The sequence below is a fragment of the Paenibacillus sp. JT31N17 genome (assembly GCF_056269255.1).
In genome coordinates this window covers 82,548-102,463 of the sequence record NZ_JBWDNP010000008.1, presented here as the reverse complement: position 1 = coordinate 102,463, position 19,916 = coordinate 82,548, and the positions used below count along the sequence as shown (strand labels likewise).

The following is a 19,916-nucleotide window of genomic DNA, read 5'->3' as shown; positions in this document are numbered from 1 at the left end:
GAAAAATATGCCTGTACTGGTTACTATAACATCGGTTTGTTTTGCCACTGTAAAGCGGTCCAAAATATTTCTGAAGACGATCTCAGTCGCGATGCAAAGCGTAAACAAACCTGATTGACTTGTTCCTGCTCCTCATTCGGCGGCTTGCGCTCATGAATCCTTCACTGCAAACCTCGCTCATCGTATGGGTGAAGGCATACACAAATAAGGGGAATGCCTGTTATCCAGGCACTCCCCTTTCTAGTAAAACTATTGCCGCTCCGCTTTCTCAATCACAATCAAGCATGTACTATCCGGCAGCGGAACCGCATTGCCCTGCTCATCCGAAATCTCGACTTTGCCCGCCAATGCCTCCGTATATCCCTCCTGCAGGTAACTGCGGCTTTTCAGAATGACCGCCTCTTCTCCCAGCTCCGCTGCAATAAATCCGGTATACTCAGATAGCGTGAAATAACCGAATTGTTCCTGAATCTCATGTACATATGCCTCTTCTCCCCATGTGTAGGTATACAGAAACTCCATCGCATCGTTAACCGGCAGAAGCGCCTTATCCCCGGCAAGCTTCTCGAACTGGATCAGGCGTCCCGCAAAATCCTTGCTGTACCGCTCGAGCCACTGCATCCCGTCTTCCGTCAGAAAACGGATGATCCGCTTCTGCTCCGCTGGCTCCGTCATGATGCCGTCCCTGATAATGATGCGCCCGCCCTCTGACAGCACATCGAATGCGCTGCGCAGGGCCGCTGCGATCGTATCCCGGTTAAATTTGCGGCCGCCTATCGGAATATAGGAATACAGCTCGTGGAGGATTGAGGAGAAAATAACCGTATCGATGGTGCCCGGCTCCACATATTCCTTGAGATTCAGCGCATCTCCCTGCATAACCTCCCAGCGGCGGCTCTCAAGCTGTTTCTTGCGGCTCAGGGCTTCTACGACATTCGTGGAAATATCGATGCCGACCGGCTTCACGTCCGGCAGTCGCTCTTCTATCAGATCCAGCAGCACACCCCCGCCCGGTCCAATATCCAGCACCCGCTCTCCGACGATATACTCCAGAATCACGCTTTTGTAACCGGCTGTCCGATTCATATCGCTCAGATAAACATCCTCATTATGAAAACGGTCATACGCATCGCGGCGCAGCCCGAACAGATCAAACAACAGCAGCACAGCCTGCTCGTAAATGGCCGACTTCTCCGCCTCCATGCAAAATTCAATCAGCTTCCCGGCTGCAGGAGAGAACACGAACTCGAAGAATACCGTATCCGGTATCCCCTTCTTCCTCCCCGCATGATGCGCCAGATGAGGATTATCCAGGGTGCAGTGTCCGCTTTGGAGCTCTGCCCACTCCAGCTCGCCCAGGTATTTCTCAATAATCCGCTTCTTGTAGATATTGATTTTCTTGGCGCCTTTATAGTCGTAATACATCGCATTCATCAGCTTCTCGAAGCTGATATGCTTCACATCCCCATGCTTGCCCGCAGGCAAGGTGAGCGCCATTACTTTCAGAAACTGCTCCAGCGAGAAATCCTGTAGCGCTGGCTCCGCATACCAGAAGGTTGTACCGGAGAGAGGAGAGAACAGCGCATCAAGATCATACAAGCCCGCAAGCTTGTCATATTCCGTGTCAAAGTCTTCCCCGCGCCCGATGGATAAGGACCTCATCCGTCTGAGCCGGTCGGCAAAGACGGCTTCCCCGTTCATATAATCGTATGCCACCTGATGGATGCGCTGCTTCACCTCATCCTCCACCTCTCTCCAGAGCGGCAGGGAAACAGCGCCAATAACGCAGGCATTCAAAGTGACCAGCAGGCTTTGCAGCTCCTCGCCTGTAACCCATTCCCCGTTCACAAGGCTGGACAGCAGCACGCTTTCGGAATCCGGCACTTCGCCTCTTATTTGCTGGCCGATCAGCCCATGCCCCTCAATAAGCCGGTGAATGACAATGGTTCTGCTGTCGGCCGGATTGGCCGGGTCGGAATCGGAGTGGTGCCGCAGATACAGCTGCGCGCTGCCTATGTTGTGGACGTAGCAGTTGATCCCCTCGGACTGCCAGCGGATACGCTCGCGGGACGTTCCCCCTTTGGCCGCCTCGGACCAGATCAGGACTTCCTCCAGCACATCCTTCATCCAGAAGGAAACTCCCGATGCGTCCAGCAGGCGAAGGCTTCTCTCCACATAATCCAGCACGGGATTGGCATGCGTCAGCTCCTCCAGCGAATCAATCCGTTCCATATTGACGATGCGCTCTTCGGCCGAGACGATATAATGCAGCCACGGATATGACTCCGGATCATTCAGCTTATCCTGGCGGTAGTTTTCAATAGCAAACAGTGATTTGAGCATGCCGGTCCTCCTGTTAGCAGGTTGTAAATAGACGTATATCCATACGCATTTGTTACGGGTAACATATAGTAAACATATCGTTTGGAATTTTATGGTTATTTCTACAATGCAAGCATATCCGATCAAAGATAACAGCTTTAATGTGGAATAAGGTATTATTTACTTAGTGGAAGAATAGTCTGGAGTACCAGACTGATCAACTTCCACGATACATGGATGAGTGGTGCGCTCCCGTGCTGCCGAATAAATCGAATGCTGATTATTGAATATATAGACATCCTTCTGCCAGACAAATCCAAGCTTCTCCGCAACCCGGATCGAAGCCGTATTACGGGGGTGAATAATGCTGATCAGCCGCGGAAGCCCCAAATGCCCAAAGCCGTAATCCCGGCAAGCCAGGGCTGCCTCCGTCGCATACCCTTGCGACCATAATTCCCGCTTTATATGATAGCCGATCTCCACTTCAGGTTTGCCCTCGATTTGCTGGGCAACCAGCCCGCAGTCGCCAATGCAGGCGTTGGTCTCCTTCAGGCAGACCGCCCATAGCCCGTAACCATCCTTAAGATACCGGGTCTGATTGCGTTCAATCCAGCTCTTGGTCTGACTGCTTGTGAAAGGAGCCGGATAAAAGCTCATCATGCCCGGCTCCGCGAAGATATCATGCAGTGCAGGCAGATCCTCATCCTGATAACATCTAAGAACCAAACGCTCTGTTTCGAGAATGACCGCACCGGCACAGCCCAAGCTTTCCACCCCTCTTCCTCATTCGGATTATCCGAATCCGCCCATAAAGACAAAAAGACCAAGGATTTCCCCTGATCTTTTATCCTTCTTCATCCAACACTGGAAAACAAACCGTTAAATAACCCAATCGGCGATGAATTCCTGAATAAATTCCCGAGGTGTATGGCCTTTAAAGACCAGCTCCGGATTCTTCACGCTTACCCGGGTCCCCACCGGAACCGATGTGGTAATGAATACATTACTGCCGATAAGGACGCCTTTGCCGATTACGGTCTCTCCGCCCAGGATCGAAGCGCCGGAGTAAACCGTTACCTCATCCTCGAGCGTAGGGTGCCGTTTGACGCCGCGAAGGGTCTGCCCGCCTCTGGTTGACAGAGCGCCGAGGGTAACCCCCTGATATATCTTCACGTGATTGCCGATCGTTGTCGTTTCCCCGATAACCACGCCAGTCCCGTGATCGATGAAGAAATAACTGCCGATCGTGGCGCCCGCATGAATATCAATTCCGGTTACGCTGTGCGCATACTCCGTCATGATTCTTGGCAGAAGCGGAACGGAAAGCAAATATAGCTCATGGGCCATACGGTAGATGCTTACAGCCAGAATCCCCGGATAAGAAAAAATGATTTCGTTGGTATCCTTGGCGGAAGGGTCGCCGTCGAAGGCTGCCTGGACATCCGTGGCCAGTACGGTCCGCAGCTCCGGGATTTTGCTCAGGAACGCATAGATGATCTCATCTGATTTTTTCCCGATATCCGGGCACAAATCGCCATCCTGGCTCTCCTGCAGCTTAAGGACGCAGCTTAGCTGTTCATGAAGCTTCTCGTGAATATTAATCAGCATATCGCCAATATGGTATTCAATCGTAGCGTCGCTAAGCTTCTGCTTGCCAAAATAGCCCGGGAACAACAAGCCTCTGAGCAGGTGGATAATCTCAATAATGCTGTCTCTATTGGGTAGATCAGCCGAATCAAGCGAAATGGTCTGGGGGTGCTCTCTATGACTGGCAACAATGTCTTTAACTAGACTGTCGATCTGTTTATGAAATATTTGGCTCATGATATCTCCCTCTATAATGAGTGCGTAAGCTTCCAAATTGAATGTAACAGGGCCGCGCATGGGCGATGAAAAAACCGGCAACCCCTGTTTGCCTAGTTTATTCCCTATCGCTTCAGTTGTAAAGCATGTTTGGATGCATCATTTAGATGGAGGGAGTCAAAAGGGATTTATGGCTGCAAACCGGCAGTCCGAAGATAATGCCGGTATTCCTCAGGGGTATCGATATCCCCTGGCGCATCCTCTGGCGTATCGACATATACCACCTGCTCCTTGTATTTGCGGAGCAGGAATTTGGCTCCGATATCCTCGGAGAGGGCTAGCAGCTCCGGGAACAGTGACGCATCGAACAGAACGGGATGTGCGGGCCGGTTCCCGTAACGGGCCTGGACAATCAACCCGCCGTTTTCCCGGTAAACCTCGGCGACCCTTCTGATCATATCGCTATTCATGTCAGGCTGGTCGGCAAGCAGGACGATAAGGCCCTTGGGTGCATGCTTCGCTGCCAGAATCCCCAGTCCGGCGGCAAGCGATGCGCCCAGACCCAGATGCGAGCGGTCGGTCTCCAGCCATTCCACAGGCAGATCCCCCGCATGCTCCCGTTTCACCGGACCATTCTTCGCCGCAATGACGGCTGTCCGGCAGTTTCCCGCTGCAAGCGCCCGAAGAACGGCCTGCTTGAGCAGACTGCCCTCAGCGGCCGGAAGAAGAAGCTTGGGTTCGCCCATCCGTCTCGAAGCGCCGGCGGCAAGAATCAATGCCCATATCTGCTCAGACATGATGGGACTCCTTTACCGGAAGAATGGGCGGGAAATGACGGGCAGCGGCGGACAGCCCCAACCCCTTGCTGCTTCGCAGGAATCCGCCGGATCGGCCTTTGCGGCAGGCCGTAACCTCTGCCATGATGCTCATGGCGATCTCCTGCGGCGTCTCCGCCCCGATATCAAGGCCCACCGGCGAATACAGCTTGTCGAGCAGCCCGCTGTCAAAATTCTGATCCTGCGCCCGTATATGCGCAAGTATATGCTCCAGCCGGTATTTGGAGCCCACAAGCCCCAAATAGGCCACATCCCCAGTCAGCAGCTTCCTTACCGCCTCGCGGTCCAGTTCAAGATTATGGCTCATGACCACGACATATTTCCCTGTGATATCCGCCTGTTCAAAGCCCAGCCGCGGAATGATCCGGATGTCATCCGCTTCCGGGAATCTCTCCTTGCTTGCTTTGTCGGTCAAGTGGTACAGAATGCTGACGCGCCATTGAAGCATCGCCGCCATGCTGCACAGGAGCCGGGCATCGTCGCCAACCCCGACAATGATCAGCTCCGGACGCGGCGTAATGGCTTCAACCAGCAGCTCCAGCCGAATGCCATTCAGTGATACGGGCACAACCCCTGCCTTGCGTCCTTCGCCCAGCGGACTGTCGCCCGTTCCATCGGGACGGGTCCAGCGTGTGCCCGGAGGGCAGAGCTGCGGATCGGATGATGTTACAACCGTTACGGCTTCATAAGGCAGGCGCGTCTCCGCGCGCTTCTGCAGGTCCTCCAGCAGATGGAGGGCTGCATCCGGATAACGGATGGGATCGAATGATTCGAGCCAAACGGTTATGGCCCCGTTGCAGCCGATGCCGGTTCCCCAGACATCGTCTTCCCCCGCGCGGAAATCGTAATAGACCTTGCGCGACCCGCCGGTTCGCATGACTTCGCCGGCATAGCCGCGCAGGTCCTCCTCGATACAGCCGCCGCTGAGAATGCCCGTCACTTCCCCGTCCTCCAGGATCAGGCATCTTGCGCCTTCCCGGCGGTACGCGGAGCCTTCCACATCAATCACAGTCGCCACTACGCACGATCTGCCCTCCGCCTGATATTCCAGGAGAGTACGGTGGATCTCCTCCATGTCCGTTGTCACCTCCGCCCCTTGTCTTGTCTTCTTCGGCTGCCCGGCGTGCGCGAGGGCTGGAGAGGATAGCGCGACCTAAGAATGCAGCGATCTCCAGACCCGTTCCGCCGATAACGGCAGCGCATAACCGCGTTTGCCCGTTGCATGGGCAATGGCGTTGGCAATCGCCCCGGGCACAGGATCCAGAGCCACTTCGCCCAGCGATTTGGCGCCCAGCGGTCCATGTGGGTCTGCATCCTCGATAAAAGCAACCTCGATCTGCGGAATGTCCTTAGCCCCCGGCATCCGGTAATCCATCATCGACGGATTCATCACGCGGCCTTCCTTCACAATCAGATCCTCCATCGTCACCCAGCCGATGCCCTGGGCTACTGCCCCAAGCACCTGCCCCTTGGCCATAACCTCGTGGATAATCGTCCCGGAGTCATGAACAGCCCAATAACCCACAACCTTGGTCCGGCCGGTATCAGGGTCCACTTCCACCTCCGCGACATGCGCGGCGAAAGGGTAGTTCGGTGATGGATGTCCGTAATAAGTGGCGTCCGGCATCTCCGTATCCGGGATATAGGTTTCTCTGACGGCCATTTCCTCGCCGGCGTGGCGGGCGCGGTACCAGGCCGATATTTCGCTCAGCGGGTAAATGCGCCCGTCATGGATTACAGAGCCGCCTTCGAATACCGCTCCTTCTCCAAGAACCGTCCTTGCCAAGTCGGCAATCTGCTTCAATAAGGACTCGGCCGCCTTGTTCACGGCATTGCCGCCGATAACGGTGCTCCGGGAGGCAAGCGTTCCAATGCCGAACGGATAACGTCCCGTATCCCCCGATTTGATCAGGATTTCCGTCTCGGGTATGCCCAGCGTACGGCTCGCAATCCGGGCATAGGACAGCGACATTCCCTGGCCAAGCTCAATCTCGCCGGTCTCGATCTCCACCTGACCGTCGGACTTCAGGCGTGCAACGGCTGTTGAGCCGTCAAATCGGGGATCTATGGCGCGGAATCCGGACACATGGTTCGCCACCCCCAGCCCCAATCCCCGGTAAGGCGGCAGCTCGCTGCGCCGGCTCCAGCCGGATATCTCCTTCACCTTCTCGATGCACTGCTCCAATTTGCATGTATCGAGGCGGTAGCCGTGGATCGTCGTATCGCCTTCGTGAACGATATTTTTCAGGCGAAGCTCGGCGGGGTCCATGCCCAGCTCCAGCGCGATTTCATCGATGACGCTTTCCACCGCGAACAGCATCTCCGCATTGCCGAATCCCCGCATGCAGGTCGTCGGGCTGTTGTTGGTATAGCACAGATACCCTGCCGACTTCACATTTTGAAAATGATAGATGTTATCCGCCCGCGTGCACGCCGTCGAGATCACATTGGGACTCCAGTATACCCTCGCCCCGGCATCGGCATATACAGTCAGGTCTTTGTATACAAAATGGCCTTCCTCATCCGCCCCGATTTCGATATCAAAGGTCAACGGGACGCGGGGATGCGCAGTAATCATATCCTCGTAACGGTCGAGAATAATCTTGACGGGCCGATTGGCCGCCATCGCCAGCGCCGCTGCGATAACATGCACCTTGAGCACGTATTTGGAGCCGAACGATCCGCCAATCGGCGGCACAATGATGCGCACCTTGTCCTCAGGCAGTCCGAATCCGGCCGCGTAAGTCTCTCTGGCCCGGTACGGAATATGAGAAGGCGCCCAGATCGTGATGCCTTCCTCCTCCGACCAGCTGGCAAGGACGCCAATCGGCTCCAGATGCCCCTGATAAATGCGGTTCGACAGATAACGGCCGCCTTTGACGACCGCAGCCCGCCGCTTCCCGTCCTCTATATCTCCGCGTTCCAGTGCGATCTGCATGGGACGGTTGAATTCCACATCGTCATGCAGCAGAAGAGCCTCCGCTTTCATCGCTTCCTCGGGATCGAACACGCCGGGCAGCTGCTCGAATTCCACCTCGATCGCAGCCAGCGCCCGCTGCGCAGCTTCCCTGCTCTCAGCGGCTACCGCGGCAATCTCGTCGCCGATAAACAGCACACGGTCCTTCGCAAGAATATTCCAGTCCTTGAATTTGGTCGGACCGTATTGATGATGGGGAACATCATCAGCCGTGATTACCGCTACGACTCCCTCAACTTCCCTTGCCCGGTCCACATTGATCCGGGTAATCCGGGCGTGAGGGTAAGGGCTGCGGTAGATGGCCCCGAACAGCTGGCCGGGAAAATTCATATCATGCACATATTTCGTATGTCCTTCAAGCTTCAATTTCAAATCGGCGGGAGACTTCTTCATGGCTGGCTTGACAGTATTCATCGCGCCGCTCCTCTCGCTGCTACGACCTGCTCCGCTGCGTTGATGATGCCAAGATAGCCGGTACAGCGGCATAAATTGTTCTTCAGCGCGGCTCCCACATCTCCGCCAAACAGCCCGGGATTCTGCATCCAGGCCCATAAGGTCACCATAACACCCGGGGTGCAAAAGCCGCACTGGACGCCGCCGTTGTCCTGCATGGACTGCACCAATGACTGGAATTCACTCTTCTGCGACAAGCCTTCGATCGTTTCGATCTTCTGCCCCTGGGCGGAAGCGGCGGGAATCAGGCAGGATACGACCGGCTGGCCGTCCAGCAGAACGGTGCAGGCTCCGCATTCACCGGTGCGGCAGCCTATCTTGGTTCCGGTGAGTCCCTGGCCTTCGCGGATCACATCCGCAAGCGAATCTGTCGCCTCTCCGTGCCAGACGGTATCTTGTTCGTTAATCGTCAACTTAATCGGGCTATCGGTTCCACCATTCATTCTGACGCGCACCTCTTCCCATCCTTATGTGTCCAGTACGGATGCATGGAAAACCTCTTCCAATGACAGATCCCGCTTCAGAAGACCGTCTTCCTGCAAATAAGTAATGAATTGCCGGATCTGTCCCCAGTTCTTGTCCGTACCGTAGGGCCAGATATCTCCGTTCATAAGCTCCATGGATTGCTCAACAGATTCCCAGACAAACGGATTCGATGTATTGTTCTTGATCGTCTCCAGGAGTCCGCCAATCCCCTCGTTCTTGATTTCCTGCATCAGCTCGTACAGCTGCCGGGGCAGCTCAGGGTGACGGGTGCTTGTTTCCTCCTTCATCGAGACCAGGTGCATAATCGGAAAAATCCCGGTGCGCCCGTAATACTCCCGCTCCACATCCCATACGTCAGGGATCAGGCGGCGAAGAACTCCCCCTTCTCCGGAAGCGGCAAACAGCTTCGCGGGAGGACGGCGGGCCGACATAATCGCATCGACCTTTCCTTCCGCCAGCGCCTCGAAAATATCCCCTTCCGTCAATACAGCCGGGATGTCGACAGGAACACGCTCCGGACGGAAGGTGAACCACTGGATATCCTCATTGCCGATGCCCCACTCATGTCTGAACATGCCTCTGACCCAAACTGCGGCGGTCATTTGAAATTCGGGGAAGCCGAAGCGGCGGCCTTTCAGCTCGGATGGATGCTTGTACGGGCTGTCCGAACGGACATAAATCGCATTGTGCCGGAATGAACGCGACAGAAATACGGGAATGGCTGTCAGCCGGGTGTCACCTCCGCCCTTGGCAATCAGATAAGATGCCAGCGAAAGCTCGGACACATCGTATACAGCCCGGGATATCTGATTGACGAATATATCCTCGATGCTTTCCTGCTTGACCTCCAGGTCAAAACCAGGTATGCGCTTGGCTCCGGTCAGCAGCTTAAGGGTACGGTCGCTCTCGGACATCGCTATCGTTAATTTGTTCTCTGTCATCCTTTTTCTCCTCCCACCTATATCTACAGGTTCCCTGCCAGCAAACGGGCAGCCCGTTTAATATGCGTTCCAACCAAAGAGCGGCGGTATTCCGCGCTTGCTCTTATATCCGTAATCGGCGAGCTGCGGCGCGCATACAAATCGCCAAGCTGCTCCAGCTTGTCCTCATTCAGCTCTCCGTTCCACAAATGCTCTTCTTCGGCATTCAATGTGAACGGCTTGGGCGCTGCTGCGCCAATGGCGGCAGTGGCCCACTCGACCTGTCCTGCGCTGCCCTGAAGCACCAGCGCGACGGAGACGATTGAGATATCGGTCGCCGCACGCTGATCATAGCGCAGAAAAATCTGCGGAATACCCAGCATCCTCTCCGGAATGAACAGGGAAGTGATGATCTCTCCCTCGCGCAATCCGGTCTGCTTCGGTCCGGTTATAAATTCCTCAACCGGCACGCTGCGGGAGCCGTCAGCTCCAGCCAGCCTTACCTCGGCCCGGTATGCAACCAGCGGCACCACCATGTCGGCCGCCGGTGAAGCATTAGCCACATTGCCGGCCAGCGAGGCCCGGTTCTGGATCTGCCAGCCGCCGACGATCTGTGCGGCCTGCTGCAATGCCGGAACGATGCTGAACGTTTCGCTGCCCCATATCTCGGCAGCTGTAACGGCTGCGCCGATCTCAAGACCGTCCTCATGGCGGCTGACCTCTCTCAGCTCGGCCACGTTCCGCAAATCCAGCCAATCCATGCCCGTCCTCTCGGACTCTCTTCTCTGTCCGTTAACAAACAGATCTGTTCCCCCGCATGCGATACGGGGCTTGCGCTCCTGAAGCTGCTCCAACGCTTCGGTCAAGCTGCGGGGCTGAAGCCAGGCCATAGTTTTCCTCCTCAACGTATGATGAATGCACGGTTGACGGCAGCCTCGCCGGAAACCCCGGCAAGAGTCCGGCTATTCCAGCGAAGTAGCCAAATCCTTGATCCACGGGAGTGCAGCCAAGGGCTCAATTGTGACCTCGCTGCCCGGCACCGCGCGGATGCTGCAGAGATAGCCCGCCTTGCCGCCCACGATCGCCGAGCATTCCTTGCAGGCATTGGCGGACCGGCAGGAGTACCTTACGGAGAGGGAAGGATCCTTATGCTCCCTTATCCAGAAAATCGCATCCAGCAGGCTCATTCCCTCCCGATAAGGGACCTCGAAATGCTCCAGGGAAGCCCCTGTTGCGGCATCGCCCCGGACCACGTTCAAACTGACAATCGACATGTGATTTCTCCTCTCATGTTATTCAAGCTTTAACAGGCAGTTCAATTTGCCCGATTACCCATTCCCCGTCCCCATCCAAAGTGAAGGTGGAGCTGAAGGGAACGTCCAGCATATCTTCAAAATCCAGGCGGACGTGAGCGCCGCGGGATTCTTTTCTGTCCAATGCGCCCATAATGATCGACTCGCCGATTTTCAGCAAATTGGCAGCCTCCAGCTTCTCGACCAGCGTCAGGGCATACGTCTGCTGCTTGGCCAGCGAAATCGCCTGCAGCTCGGCGCGCAGCCCGCGGACCTGCTCCAGTGCTTCAAGCAAGCCGCTTTCCGTACGCAGCGGACCTGCCCCCTTCCACATCACCTGCTGCAGCTTGCGCTTGAAAGCCTGCAGCGAAGCGGTGTCCCGCTCCACCGGATGCGGATGCCAGAATTGCGCCAGACGCACAAGCTCCGTATTCAACGCCTGACTGACAGCGGCCGGATTCGCGCCGCCCCGTTCACGGGCTGCCGTTTCTCCCGCGATGCGCCCTGTGACGAGCGCTTCCGTGATGGCATTGCCCGAGAGACGGTTCGCGCCATGCATGCCGTAAATCAGCTCGCCTGAGGCAAGAAGACCCGGGACGCGGGTTCTCATGCTGTCGTCGACCTGAATCCCGCCCAGCATGAAATGCGCCATCGGCGCCACCTCAACCATATCCTTGGTCAAGTCCACACCCTGATCCGCCAAAATGCCGATGACCGGCCCGAAGGCTTCCCTCAGCTTTTCCTCGGGCACCATGCGGAAATCAAGATAGGCTCCGCCATGCGGAGTTCCCCTTCCCGCTTCAACCTCCCGGAAAATCGCCAGTGTCGTCTGATCGCGCGCGGCGGTATATTTTCCGGCAACCTCGCCGTTGTACTTGTCCATGAACTCTTCGCCGTTCCCGTTCAGGAGCCGTCCCCCCAGCTTGTAGCGGAATGGATCCCACATGATAGGATCGATTCCGACAAGCGGCGGGAACAGATGCGCAATCGGGAAGAACTGCACCATCTCCATATCACGCGCTTCGGCTCCCGCCTCTACGGCGAGAATATACCCGTCTCCGGTCATATTGGTGGAGGCGCTGTTGCGTTCATACACTTCCGTCAGACCGCCGGTGGCCAGAATGACGGATGAAGCTGCGATGCTTACCGGACGGTAATTCTCCATTTCAAAACCGACCGCCCCGACCGCGCGTCCCTCTTCAACGACGATCTTCGTAATCATAATGTTCTTCAGCCGTTTGATCTTCGCGTCCTTCCAGATCGCTTTCTTCAATCCGGCAGAAGTTGCTCCGCCCGTATTGAGAATATCCACATAGACGCAGCGGGCTTTGGAATGGCCCGGAGCGAATGCCTGCGAATGCTTGCCATCCGGCGTTCTGGCCCATTTCACGCCATAACGCTCCGCTTCCAGGATGACCTCCGGCCCCCTGTCCACAATCGCGCGGACGATCGCCGGGTCAGCCATTCCACGGCTGCCCTTCATCGTATCCTCGAAATGAACTTCAGGATTGTCTTCCTCGGCTTCCCCCAAAGCAACAGCTACGGTCATCTGGGCCAATATGGTGGCACCGCCCCGGCCGATCAGGCTTTTATCCGTCAGAATGACGTCGGCGCCTTCATCTGCCGCCGCTCTTGCCGCCATCATGCCGGCTGCGCCGGCCCCGATAATCAGCACATCCGTTTGTAAATGCAATGTTTCCACTTGCGATTTGCTCCTCTCTGTCTGCTTAAGCTCACCGGCTCGGCGTTGCTCCCGGCGGCTGGACGGTTATGCCCGCTGCCGTTAATGAACGGTTGATTTTCTCGGCAAATTCTACAGCATGGATGCCATCCCCATGAACGCAGATCGTATCCGCCTGTATGGCAACATCGGTCTTTTGCTGGGAAAGCACCTTCCCCTCGGATACCATCCGGATCACCTGATTGAGCGACCGCTCGTCGTCGGTGATGACCGAATCAGGAAGCCTTCTGGAGGTCAGCGAGCCGTCAGCCTGGTAGGTGCGGTCCGAGAATACCTCGCTCGCCGTCTGCAGCCCCGCCTTGCGGCCGGCTGTGATCAGCTCGCTGCCTGCAAGCCCGAACAGAATAAGCTCAGGATCGACTTTGTATACCGCTTCGGCAATCGCCTCCGCCAGCGCGGCATTGCGGACCGCCATATTATATAAAGAGCCATGCGCCTTCACATGCTGAAGCTTTGCGCCTTCCGCCCGCACGAAGCCCCATAATGCGCCAATTTGGTAAACGACGATATCATAGGCTTCTTCCGGCGAAATATCCATGTCCCTGCGTCCGAAGCCGATCAGGTCCTGAAGTCCCGGATGAGCGCCGATGGCTACGCCATGCTCCAGACACAGCTTGACCGTGCGGCGCATGGTAGCCGCATCGCCGGCATGAAATCCGCAGGCGATATTCGCCGAGGTTACAAATTTGAGCACCTCGGCGTCTCTTCCCAGCTTGTATGCGCCGAAGCTCTCACCCATATCGCAGTTCAAATCCACAACCTTCATTGTTTCTTCCTCCCGTTCTTTTGTCAGCTTGCATTCCGCCCGCATGAAACAGGGCAGCCTCAAACGCATTCGGCAGAACCGGATAACAGCCGGTCCGCCGCGTCGTTTGAGGCTTGATAAAGCTTATATTGCAGCTGAATGCCTTACAGCCACTTGTCCTTCTCTTCCTTGTTCAGCTCGCGCAGAGCCTGCAGATCGGCAAGCTCCACCTGCTCCCGCGGCACAACCGCCCGTTTGGGGAATATGACCGGCGGGGCCGGTTTGGTTGCATCGACGATGACCGCGCTGGACATCCGCGGGGTATTCTTGCCCTCCGCGTTATAATCCCAGTTCGTCGGCAGCAGGCCGCCCGGGCCGTTCCATTTGGGAATGACCAGCAGGTCGCGCTCCGCGTCAAAACGGGTTCCGATGGCCCAGGCCACTTCCTCGCCGTTGAAGACGTCAATATCCTCGTCCACGACGACAATATGCCGCAGATTCTCCGGCTCGGTATTCAGGGCGGCGAACGCCGCCTTTTTCACGTCCGCATCCCTCTCTTTATGTAAAGAGATATAGCAGTTCATCCGGCTGTAGAACGGTACGTTGACGGTTTTCAGGCTGGGTACGACCTCTTTGACCGTCTGATAAATACTTCCGGAGCGGGGCACTCCGCCCACGACAAGATGCTCGCGGCTTGACGCGACGATATCCTGGAAAATCGCATTTTTCCGGTGCGTAATGCGCGTAATGCGGATCGTCGGCACCGAACCGCCGCCCAGATAGTGGCCCGGCCACTCGCCGAACGGTCCTTCTTTGTGATCCTCATCCGGAAGAATGACGCCTTCCAGTATGATTTCCGCATGCGCAGGCACAAGCAGGTCAGAGGTTTCGGCCTGAACCAGCTCCAGAGCCTCGCCCATAAGCGCGCCAGCCGCTTCATATTCGCCGCCGATCCCTTGTACGCGGGAAACGGAGCCCATGACGAAGCCGGGATGATGGCCAATCGCAATCGCGATCGGAGCAGGCTTGCCCTGCTTCTTGTACTTCTTGTAAATCAATCCGCCGTGATGAGCGCCGAGGAACCATACGCCCATATCGCGTTCATTGAAGATTTGATGGCGGTAAATTCCCGCATTGATAAGTCCGGTGTCCGGGTCGCGAATAATCATGACACCCGCTGATAAGTACGGTCCGCCATCCATCTCGTTGTGGACAGGGATCGGAAGCTTGGAGAGATCCACTTCCTGCTCGGAAATGATGGTTTCTTTGACCTTCGCCCGGGAACGGTCAATCTCGACGGGGTCAATCGGCTTTTGCAGCTTCTCGCCGTAAACGCGCGGAATATCCTGCACCTCGCAGCCCAGGTACAGCGCGATGCGCTCATAAGAGGTCAGCAGGTTCGATACGCAGGACAGACCGGAGCCCTTGACCTGGTCGAACAGCAGGGCCGAATAGTCGCCTTTCTCCGCCAGCGCCGCAGCATACGCGGTTATCCCGAATTTCGGGTCCACTTCCTTGTCCACTACGCGAATGCTTTGGGAATCGTATTCCGATAGCTGCCCCAGATATGTTCGTAAATCTTTAGCCATTGCGATTACCTTCTTTCTGCTCGGACTTATTAAACTTGCGACTTAAGGAGTTGTTGCTGGAAGCAAAGACATATCCACCGCTTGTTCGAATGGAATCTTCTCGGTAAGAATGCCTTGATCAAGCTGGGTTTGCTGTACGATTTCCGCACCCGCCTCGGAGACCTTCAAGCCTGCGGGAACCTTCGCCAATTGATTTTTGACCGCGGACTGCATGACATCCTCCGGTATTTGATCAAATGTTTTCAGCATGGCCGCTACAGCAATGGATGGATCTTTTTGCACGCGTTCATTAATTTCATTGTTGACTGCCAGGAAACGCTTCATGGTTTCCGTGTTCTTCTCTACCCAATCCGTCTTGGCTGTAATGATAATGCCAGCGTATTCGAACGGCGGATCATACAGGACCCGGTATTCGCCTGTAGCGAGCATTTGGGATATCGTCGGCTCCGACACCATTCCCCCGGCGACCTTGCCGCTCTGGATTGCCGCAAGCATCGTTGCCCCGCTGCCTCCGTTAATGATTTGAACGTCTTTATCCGCATCGATATTGGCCTGTTTCAGACCTTCGCGAAGTCCGGTGTCCGACAAGCTGCCTACCTTGGTGACGGCAAGCGTCGTGCCTTTCAAATCTTCCAGCGATTGATACTTGGAATCCTTCTTCACAATCAGGGTGTAGCCGACGCCATTGAAAATCTCGCCGTAGGCTTTAACACCCAGACCGTTCTTTTGCTGTCTCAAAATATGCTCGTAGGATCCCAGGGTAATATCCAGGCTTCCTCCAACCAGGGCTTGGACCATATCGGCGCCAGCTGTGAAATCCTTCTCTTCAATGTGGATGCCCGCTTTCTCGAAAGAGCCGTCGCTGATGCCGATTTGCGTAATAATCGGAGTCATCCCGCCGCCTACAAGGCCCAGACGGATCGTGACATCCTCCTGCGGAGCGTTGGCGCCGGTATTCCCGGCTTCGCTTCCTGTGTTGTTTGTTCCAGAACCGGCATTATTGGCCGGAGCGTTATTGGCCGGAGCATTATTCTCTGGCGCATTATTGCCGCCGCATGCGCTCAATACGATCATGATCAGCACGAGCAATGCGGGTATTGCAAATCTGGATCTTCTCACAGCTGTTTCCTCCCCTTTACGGTTAAGTTATATTTGAATCCCCAATCTGTCCTCTAGGATTTGATTGGATCGTGATGCCTAACGGTATTTCAGCAACCGCCGCTCAAGCTGGATAATAATCTGCTCGAGCACTACCGCGATGATCATAATGAGCACGAGTCCGGTGAATATCCCCGTCGTATCCAGCATGTTGGACGAGTAGGAGATATAGAAGCCCAGACCTCTGTTTGCCCCTACCAGCTCGGCAATAACGGAACCAATCAGGGCCATTCCGATATTCAGCCTTAAACTGGTCAATATCCAGACGGTAATGGAGGGAAACACCACCCATTTGAGCTTGTGGTTCCATCTGCCCTTGAATGTACTCATCATGTCCAGAAGGTCCTTGTCAATATTCCTTACCCCTTCATAGGCGTTATAGAAAGCCACGAAGATGACCATGGCGACAACCATCAGGATTTTGGAGGACATGCCGATGCCGAACCATACGATGAAGAGCGGGGCAAGCGACACCCGGGGCAGGCTGTATAAGGCCATAACATATGGATAAATCCATTTTTGAAAAATACCGCTGAAGGAAATTAGAATACCGAGCAGCGTTCCTCCAACCATCCCGATCAGAAGTCCGACAATCGATTCCTGCAGCGTGACGCTCATATGGAACCATAAATCACCGTCGACCGTCATATCATATATCCGCTTGATTATAAGCGAAGGCTTGCTGACCCAGAAGGAATTGAAGGCTCTGCCTGACAGAAGCTCCCATAGACCCACAGTCACGATGAATACTGCGATTCTCCCCAGCCAAATGGCTGTATTGCCAGCCTCGCCGCGCCTTGACGAGCGGGGTCCGGGAGTAACGACTTTGGATTTTGATGACATGTTCAAAGCCTCCTAAAAATTTTACGTAGCTTGACTTGCATTCCCGGTAGCGAGGCTTATATTTCGTTGGACATTTGATTCCAGATTTCCCTCTGCAGCTCCTTGAATACGGGATCGAAGCGGATATCGTAAAAAGGGCGGGGGCGCTTCAGATTGATTTTGAACTCGGCCTTGATGCGTCCGGGACGGGCAGACATGACGATGACCCGGTCGGATAATGCGATGGCTTCCTCAATATCATGGGTAATGAACAATACGCTTTTGCCGACCTTCTCCCATATCTTCAGAAATTCTTCCCCGATCTTGACGCGCGTCTGCGCATCCAGAGGGCCGAACGGCTCGTCCATCAAATAAATATCCGGATCATAAGCAAAGGTGCGGGCCAGCGCCACCCGCTTCCTCATACCGCCCGATAGCTGCTTGGGATGATAGTCCCGGAATCCTTCCAGTCCGACCATCTTAAGCAGGCGCTCCGCTTCCCTGATCTGCTCGTCCCTTGGCAATCCTTTGATTTCAAGCGGAAGCCGGACATTGTCAAAAGCCGTCTTCCATGGCAGCAGGGCGTCGTTCTGAAACACCATCCCCACTTGATCGGGAACACCCTGAACCATCTGACCGTCAATGTAGGCCGCTCCCACAGCCGGCTGGAGCAGGCCGGATACAACCTTGAGCAGCGTTGATTTGCCGCAGCCGCTGGGTCCTACCACCGAGACGAATTCCCCGTCCGCCACCGACAGCTGCACCTTCTCCAAAGCAACTGTGGTTTGAGTTTTTGTATAATATTCTACCTTTAAATCCCGAATCTCAAGTTTCGGACGATTGCTGTTCTCCATGCGTGATGACCTTCTCCCCTACTGATTTCTCTACCCTTGCCGGTCCCTGATGGGACTGCAGTTGATCCAGTCCGCTGCGCAGCGTCTGGATAGCAAGCTCGCGAAGCCTGTATTGTTTCTGCGCTTCTCTTAGCGAAATCGCCTGAAAACGCACCCTGCCGCCAGGATTGACCTGGGCCAGCAGCGGCAGATCTGTAGAGATGACCTGCGCGATCTTCGGATAACCTCCGGTCGTTTGGCGATCGGCCATTAGCACAATCGGATTCCCATCCGGCGGCACCTGAACCGTTCCGAACGTTACGGCTGCGGATATCATCTCCGCCTTATTCTTAAGCTCCAGCTTGCTTCCTGCAAAACGGTAGCCCATCCGGTCGGATTGCGGCTGAACCGCATAGGGCTCGCTGAAGAAATTGGACAAGCTCTCTCCTGTGAACAACTGGTATTCCTCCCCGACGATAACCTGCACCGTCGGATCCGGGGAATAAGGCGGAAGGATATCCGGCGTCACCGACCAGTGGCTGACAGCGCCGGATTCGTCCGCTTTGGCCGCCAGCAGGTCGAGCATGCTCAAACTGCGGGCGGACATGCTGCCGATGGGAAGCTCGTCCCCAAGGCGAAGCGCGCGGCCCTGGAAGCCGCCTATTCCCGCCCGCAGATAAGTCGAACGGCTGTTCATCTCAAGCGGCACATCCAGTCCTCCGCCAACCGCGAGATAGGAGCGGCAGCCCCGGCTCATCCTGCCGAACTTCAGAAGGCTTCCCTCCGGCGCGTATATCGTTCTCCACAAGGGAAGGGGCGTACCATTCAGCGTTGGGGACATATCGCCTCCGCATATGGAGATCAGAGCCGGACCTTCAAATCGGATTTCCGGACCGATTATAGTAATCTCCAGACCCGCGTCCGTCTCCTCGTTGCCCACCAGCAGGTTGGCCACCCGCAGGGCGAAGGAATCCATGGCCCCGCCTACGACAACGCCGTATTTTTGAACGCCGAATCTGCCGGAATCCTGAACCGTTGTCAACAGCCCGGGTTTGTTTATCAACAGACTCATGACTTATGTTCCTCCCATTGATCGAACTCCATGCGCGGAATCGGATAAAAGCGGACGATGTCACCCGCTTTTAACAAGGTTGGCGGCATAAGCTCCGGAAGAAACAATCGTGTAGGGGTTCTGCCGATCAGCTGCCAGCCTCCCGGCGTTTCTATGGGATAGACCCCTGTCTGGTCTCCCGCGATTCCTACGGTTCCAACCGGTATCGACAGTCGCGGGGTTGGCCTGCGCGGGGTTGCGATCCGCTCCGACATGCCGCCCAGATAAGCAAAGCCCGGGGCAAAACCGAGCATGTATACCAGATAATCCGAAGATGTATGAATGCTTATCACCTCTTCGGGCAATAATCCATTATGATCTGCCACCGCATCCAGATCCGGTCCAAGATCGCCGCCGTAGCATACCGGTATATTGACAATCCTCTCCGGCCCGTCGGAAATATCCTTCAGCTGCAAAATAATGTTATTCATTAATGCGGCAGCGATTTGAAAGGGGAAATCCCTGTCTTCCTGCCCCACCTCATCCGCATATTCCGTCATCAGCGTCAAGCCTTCGTAATAGATGGCAACCGACGTGAACGCCGGCACGTATTCGATCAGCCCGTTAAAAGGATGGCGCTCCAGATAGTCGGATAGCTGTCTGACCCGTTTGTGGGTCTCCAGACTTATGACATCCCCTAATTTAACAATCAGCCCGGAATCGCCGAGCGGAACGATCTTTACTTCCCCTGAAGGGGTCAGTCCGCTGTTCATCATGCCGGAACGACACCTCTTCGCATATTAAACCCATCCTTGCCGGTGGGGAATAATACCCTGCCCGGCAGCATCGGTGATAATCTCAATGATTCATAACGATTCGTATTGTATG

The 19,916-nt window shown here is 55.5% G+C and carries 18 protein-coding genes; all 18 read right to left on the bottom strand.

Annotated elements, in window-relative coordinates:
- Nucleotides 1–249 precede the first annotated feature (249 nt).
- Nucleotides 250–2,343 carry a class I SAM-dependent methyltransferase gene (locus AC0YOB_RS23550; protein WP_475794830.1) on the bottom strand — a complete coding sequence of 698 codons (2,094 nt, stop codon included), beginning with the start codon at nt 2,341–2,343 and terminating at the stop codon, nt 250–252.
- A 159-nt stretch (nt 2,344–2,502) separates the two neighbouring features.
- Nucleotides 2,503–3,096, bottom strand: a complete 594-nt coding sequence (locus AC0YOB_RS23545) for a GNAT family N-acetyltransferase (protein WP_475794829.1) — start codon at nt 3,094–3,096, stop codon at nt 2,503–2,505.
- 105 nt (nt 3,097–3,201) lie between these two features.
- The gene (locus tag AC0YOB_RS23540; protein ID WP_210046302.1) at nt 3,202–4,146 is read right to left on the bottom strand and encodes a serine O-acetyltransferase; all 945 of its coding nucleotides are present in this window, start codon (nt 4,144–4,146) and stop codon (nt 3,202–3,204) included.
- Nucleotides 4,147–4,313: 167 nt separating this feature from the next.
- Nucleotides 4,314–4,922 (bottom strand): nucleotidyltransferase family protein, encoded by a 609-nt coding sequence (locus AC0YOB_RS23535; RefSeq protein WP_475794828.1) that lies wholly within the window; start codon nt 4,920–4,922, stop codon nt 4,314–4,316.
- On the bottom strand, nt 4,915–6,036 hold the full coding sequence (locus tag AC0YOB_RS23530) for an XdhC family protein (RefSeq protein WP_475794827.1): 1,122 nt from the start codon (nt 6,034–6,036) through the stop codon (nt 4,915–4,917). The genes AC0YOB_RS23535 and AC0YOB_RS23530 overlap by 8 nt, the downstream gene beginning before the upstream one ends.
- Before the next feature lie 78 nt (nt 6,037–6,114).
- Nucleotides 6,115–8,352: a xanthine dehydrogenase family protein molybdopterin-binding subunit gene (locus tag AC0YOB_RS23525; protein WP_475794826.1), complete on the bottom strand. Its 2,238-nt coding sequence runs from the start codon at nt 8,350–8,352 to the stop codon at nt 6,115–6,117.
- Nucleotides 8,349–8,834, bottom strand: a complete 486-nt coding sequence (locus tag AC0YOB_RS23520) for a (2Fe-2S)-binding protein (protein WP_475794825.1) — start codon at nt 8,832–8,834, stop codon at nt 8,349–8,351. Before AC0YOB_RS23520 ends, AC0YOB_RS23525 begins: the two co-directional genes overlap by 4 nt.
- A 24-nt stretch (nt 8,835–8,858) precedes the next feature.
- Complete coding sequence (locus tag AC0YOB_RS23515) at nt 8,859–9,818, bottom strand: substrate-binding domain-containing protein (RefSeq protein ID WP_210046307.1); 960 nt, start codon at nt 9,816–9,818, stop codon at nt 8,859–8,861.
- Between the two features lie 23 nt (nt 9,819–9,841).
- On the bottom strand, nt 9,842–10,687 hold the full coding sequence (locus tag AC0YOB_RS23510; RefSeq protein ID WP_475794824.1) for an FAD binding domain-containing protein: 846 nt from the start codon (nt 10,685–10,687) through the stop codon (nt 9,842–9,844).
- Nucleotides 10,688–10,759: 72 nt separating this feature from the next.
- On the bottom strand, nt 10,760–11,071 hold the full coding sequence (locus AC0YOB_RS23505; protein WP_210046309.1) for a 2Fe-2S iron-sulfur cluster-binding protein: 312 nt from the start codon (nt 11,069–11,071) through the stop codon (nt 10,760–10,762).
- A gap of 22 nt (nt 11,072–11,093) precedes the next feature.
- Entirely contained in the window at nt 11,094–12,791 is a 1,698-nt protein-coding gene (locus AC0YOB_RS23500) for an FAD-binding protein (protein ID WP_475794823.1), read from the bottom strand.
- A 31-nt stretch (nt 12,792–12,822) separates the two neighbouring features.
- A complete protein-coding gene (locus AC0YOB_RS23495) occupies nt 12,823–13,596 on the bottom strand; it encodes a LamB/YcsF family protein (protein ID WP_475794822.1) in 774 nt (257 codons plus the stop codon).
- A 143-nt stretch (nt 13,597–13,739) separates the two neighbouring features.
- On the bottom strand, nt 13,740–15,164 hold the full coding sequence (locus AC0YOB_RS23490; protein ID WP_475794821.1) for a UbiD family decarboxylase: 1,425 nt from the start codon (nt 15,162–15,164) through the stop codon (nt 13,740–13,742).
- Between the two features lie 42 nt (nt 15,165–15,206).
- The gene (locus tag AC0YOB_RS23485; RefSeq protein WP_475794820.1) at nt 15,207–16,283 is read right to left on the bottom strand and encodes an ABC transporter substrate-binding protein; all 1,077 of its coding nucleotides are present in this window, start codon (nt 16,281–16,283) and stop codon (nt 15,207–15,209) included.
- A 78-nt stretch (nt 16,284–16,361) separates the two neighbouring features.
- Nucleotides 16,362–17,165, bottom strand: a complete 804-nt coding sequence (locus tag AC0YOB_RS23480) for an ABC transporter permease (protein ID WP_210046314.1) — start codon at nt 17,163–17,165, stop codon at nt 16,362–16,364.
- Nucleotides 17,166–17,221: 56 nt separating this feature from the next.
- Entirely contained in the window at nt 17,222–17,998 is a 777-nt protein-coding gene (locus AC0YOB_RS23475; RefSeq protein ID WP_475794819.1) for an ABC transporter ATP-binding protein, read from the bottom strand.
- On the bottom strand, nt 17,970–19,049 hold the full coding sequence (locus AC0YOB_RS23470; RefSeq protein WP_475794818.1) for a 5-oxoprolinase subunit C family protein: 1,080 nt from the start codon (nt 19,047–19,049) through the stop codon (nt 17,970–17,972). Before AC0YOB_RS23470 ends, AC0YOB_RS23475 begins: the two co-directional genes overlap by 29 nt.
- Nucleotides 19,046–19,804, bottom strand: coding sequence for a 5-oxoprolinase subunit PxpB (gene pxpB, locus AC0YOB_RS23465; protein ID WP_475794817.1), 759 nt, complete (start codon nt 19,802–19,804; stop codon nt 19,046–19,048). The genes AC0YOB_RS23470 and pxpB overlap by 4 nt, the downstream gene beginning before the upstream one ends.
- Between the last annotated feature and the right edge of the window lie 112 nt (nt 19,805–19,916).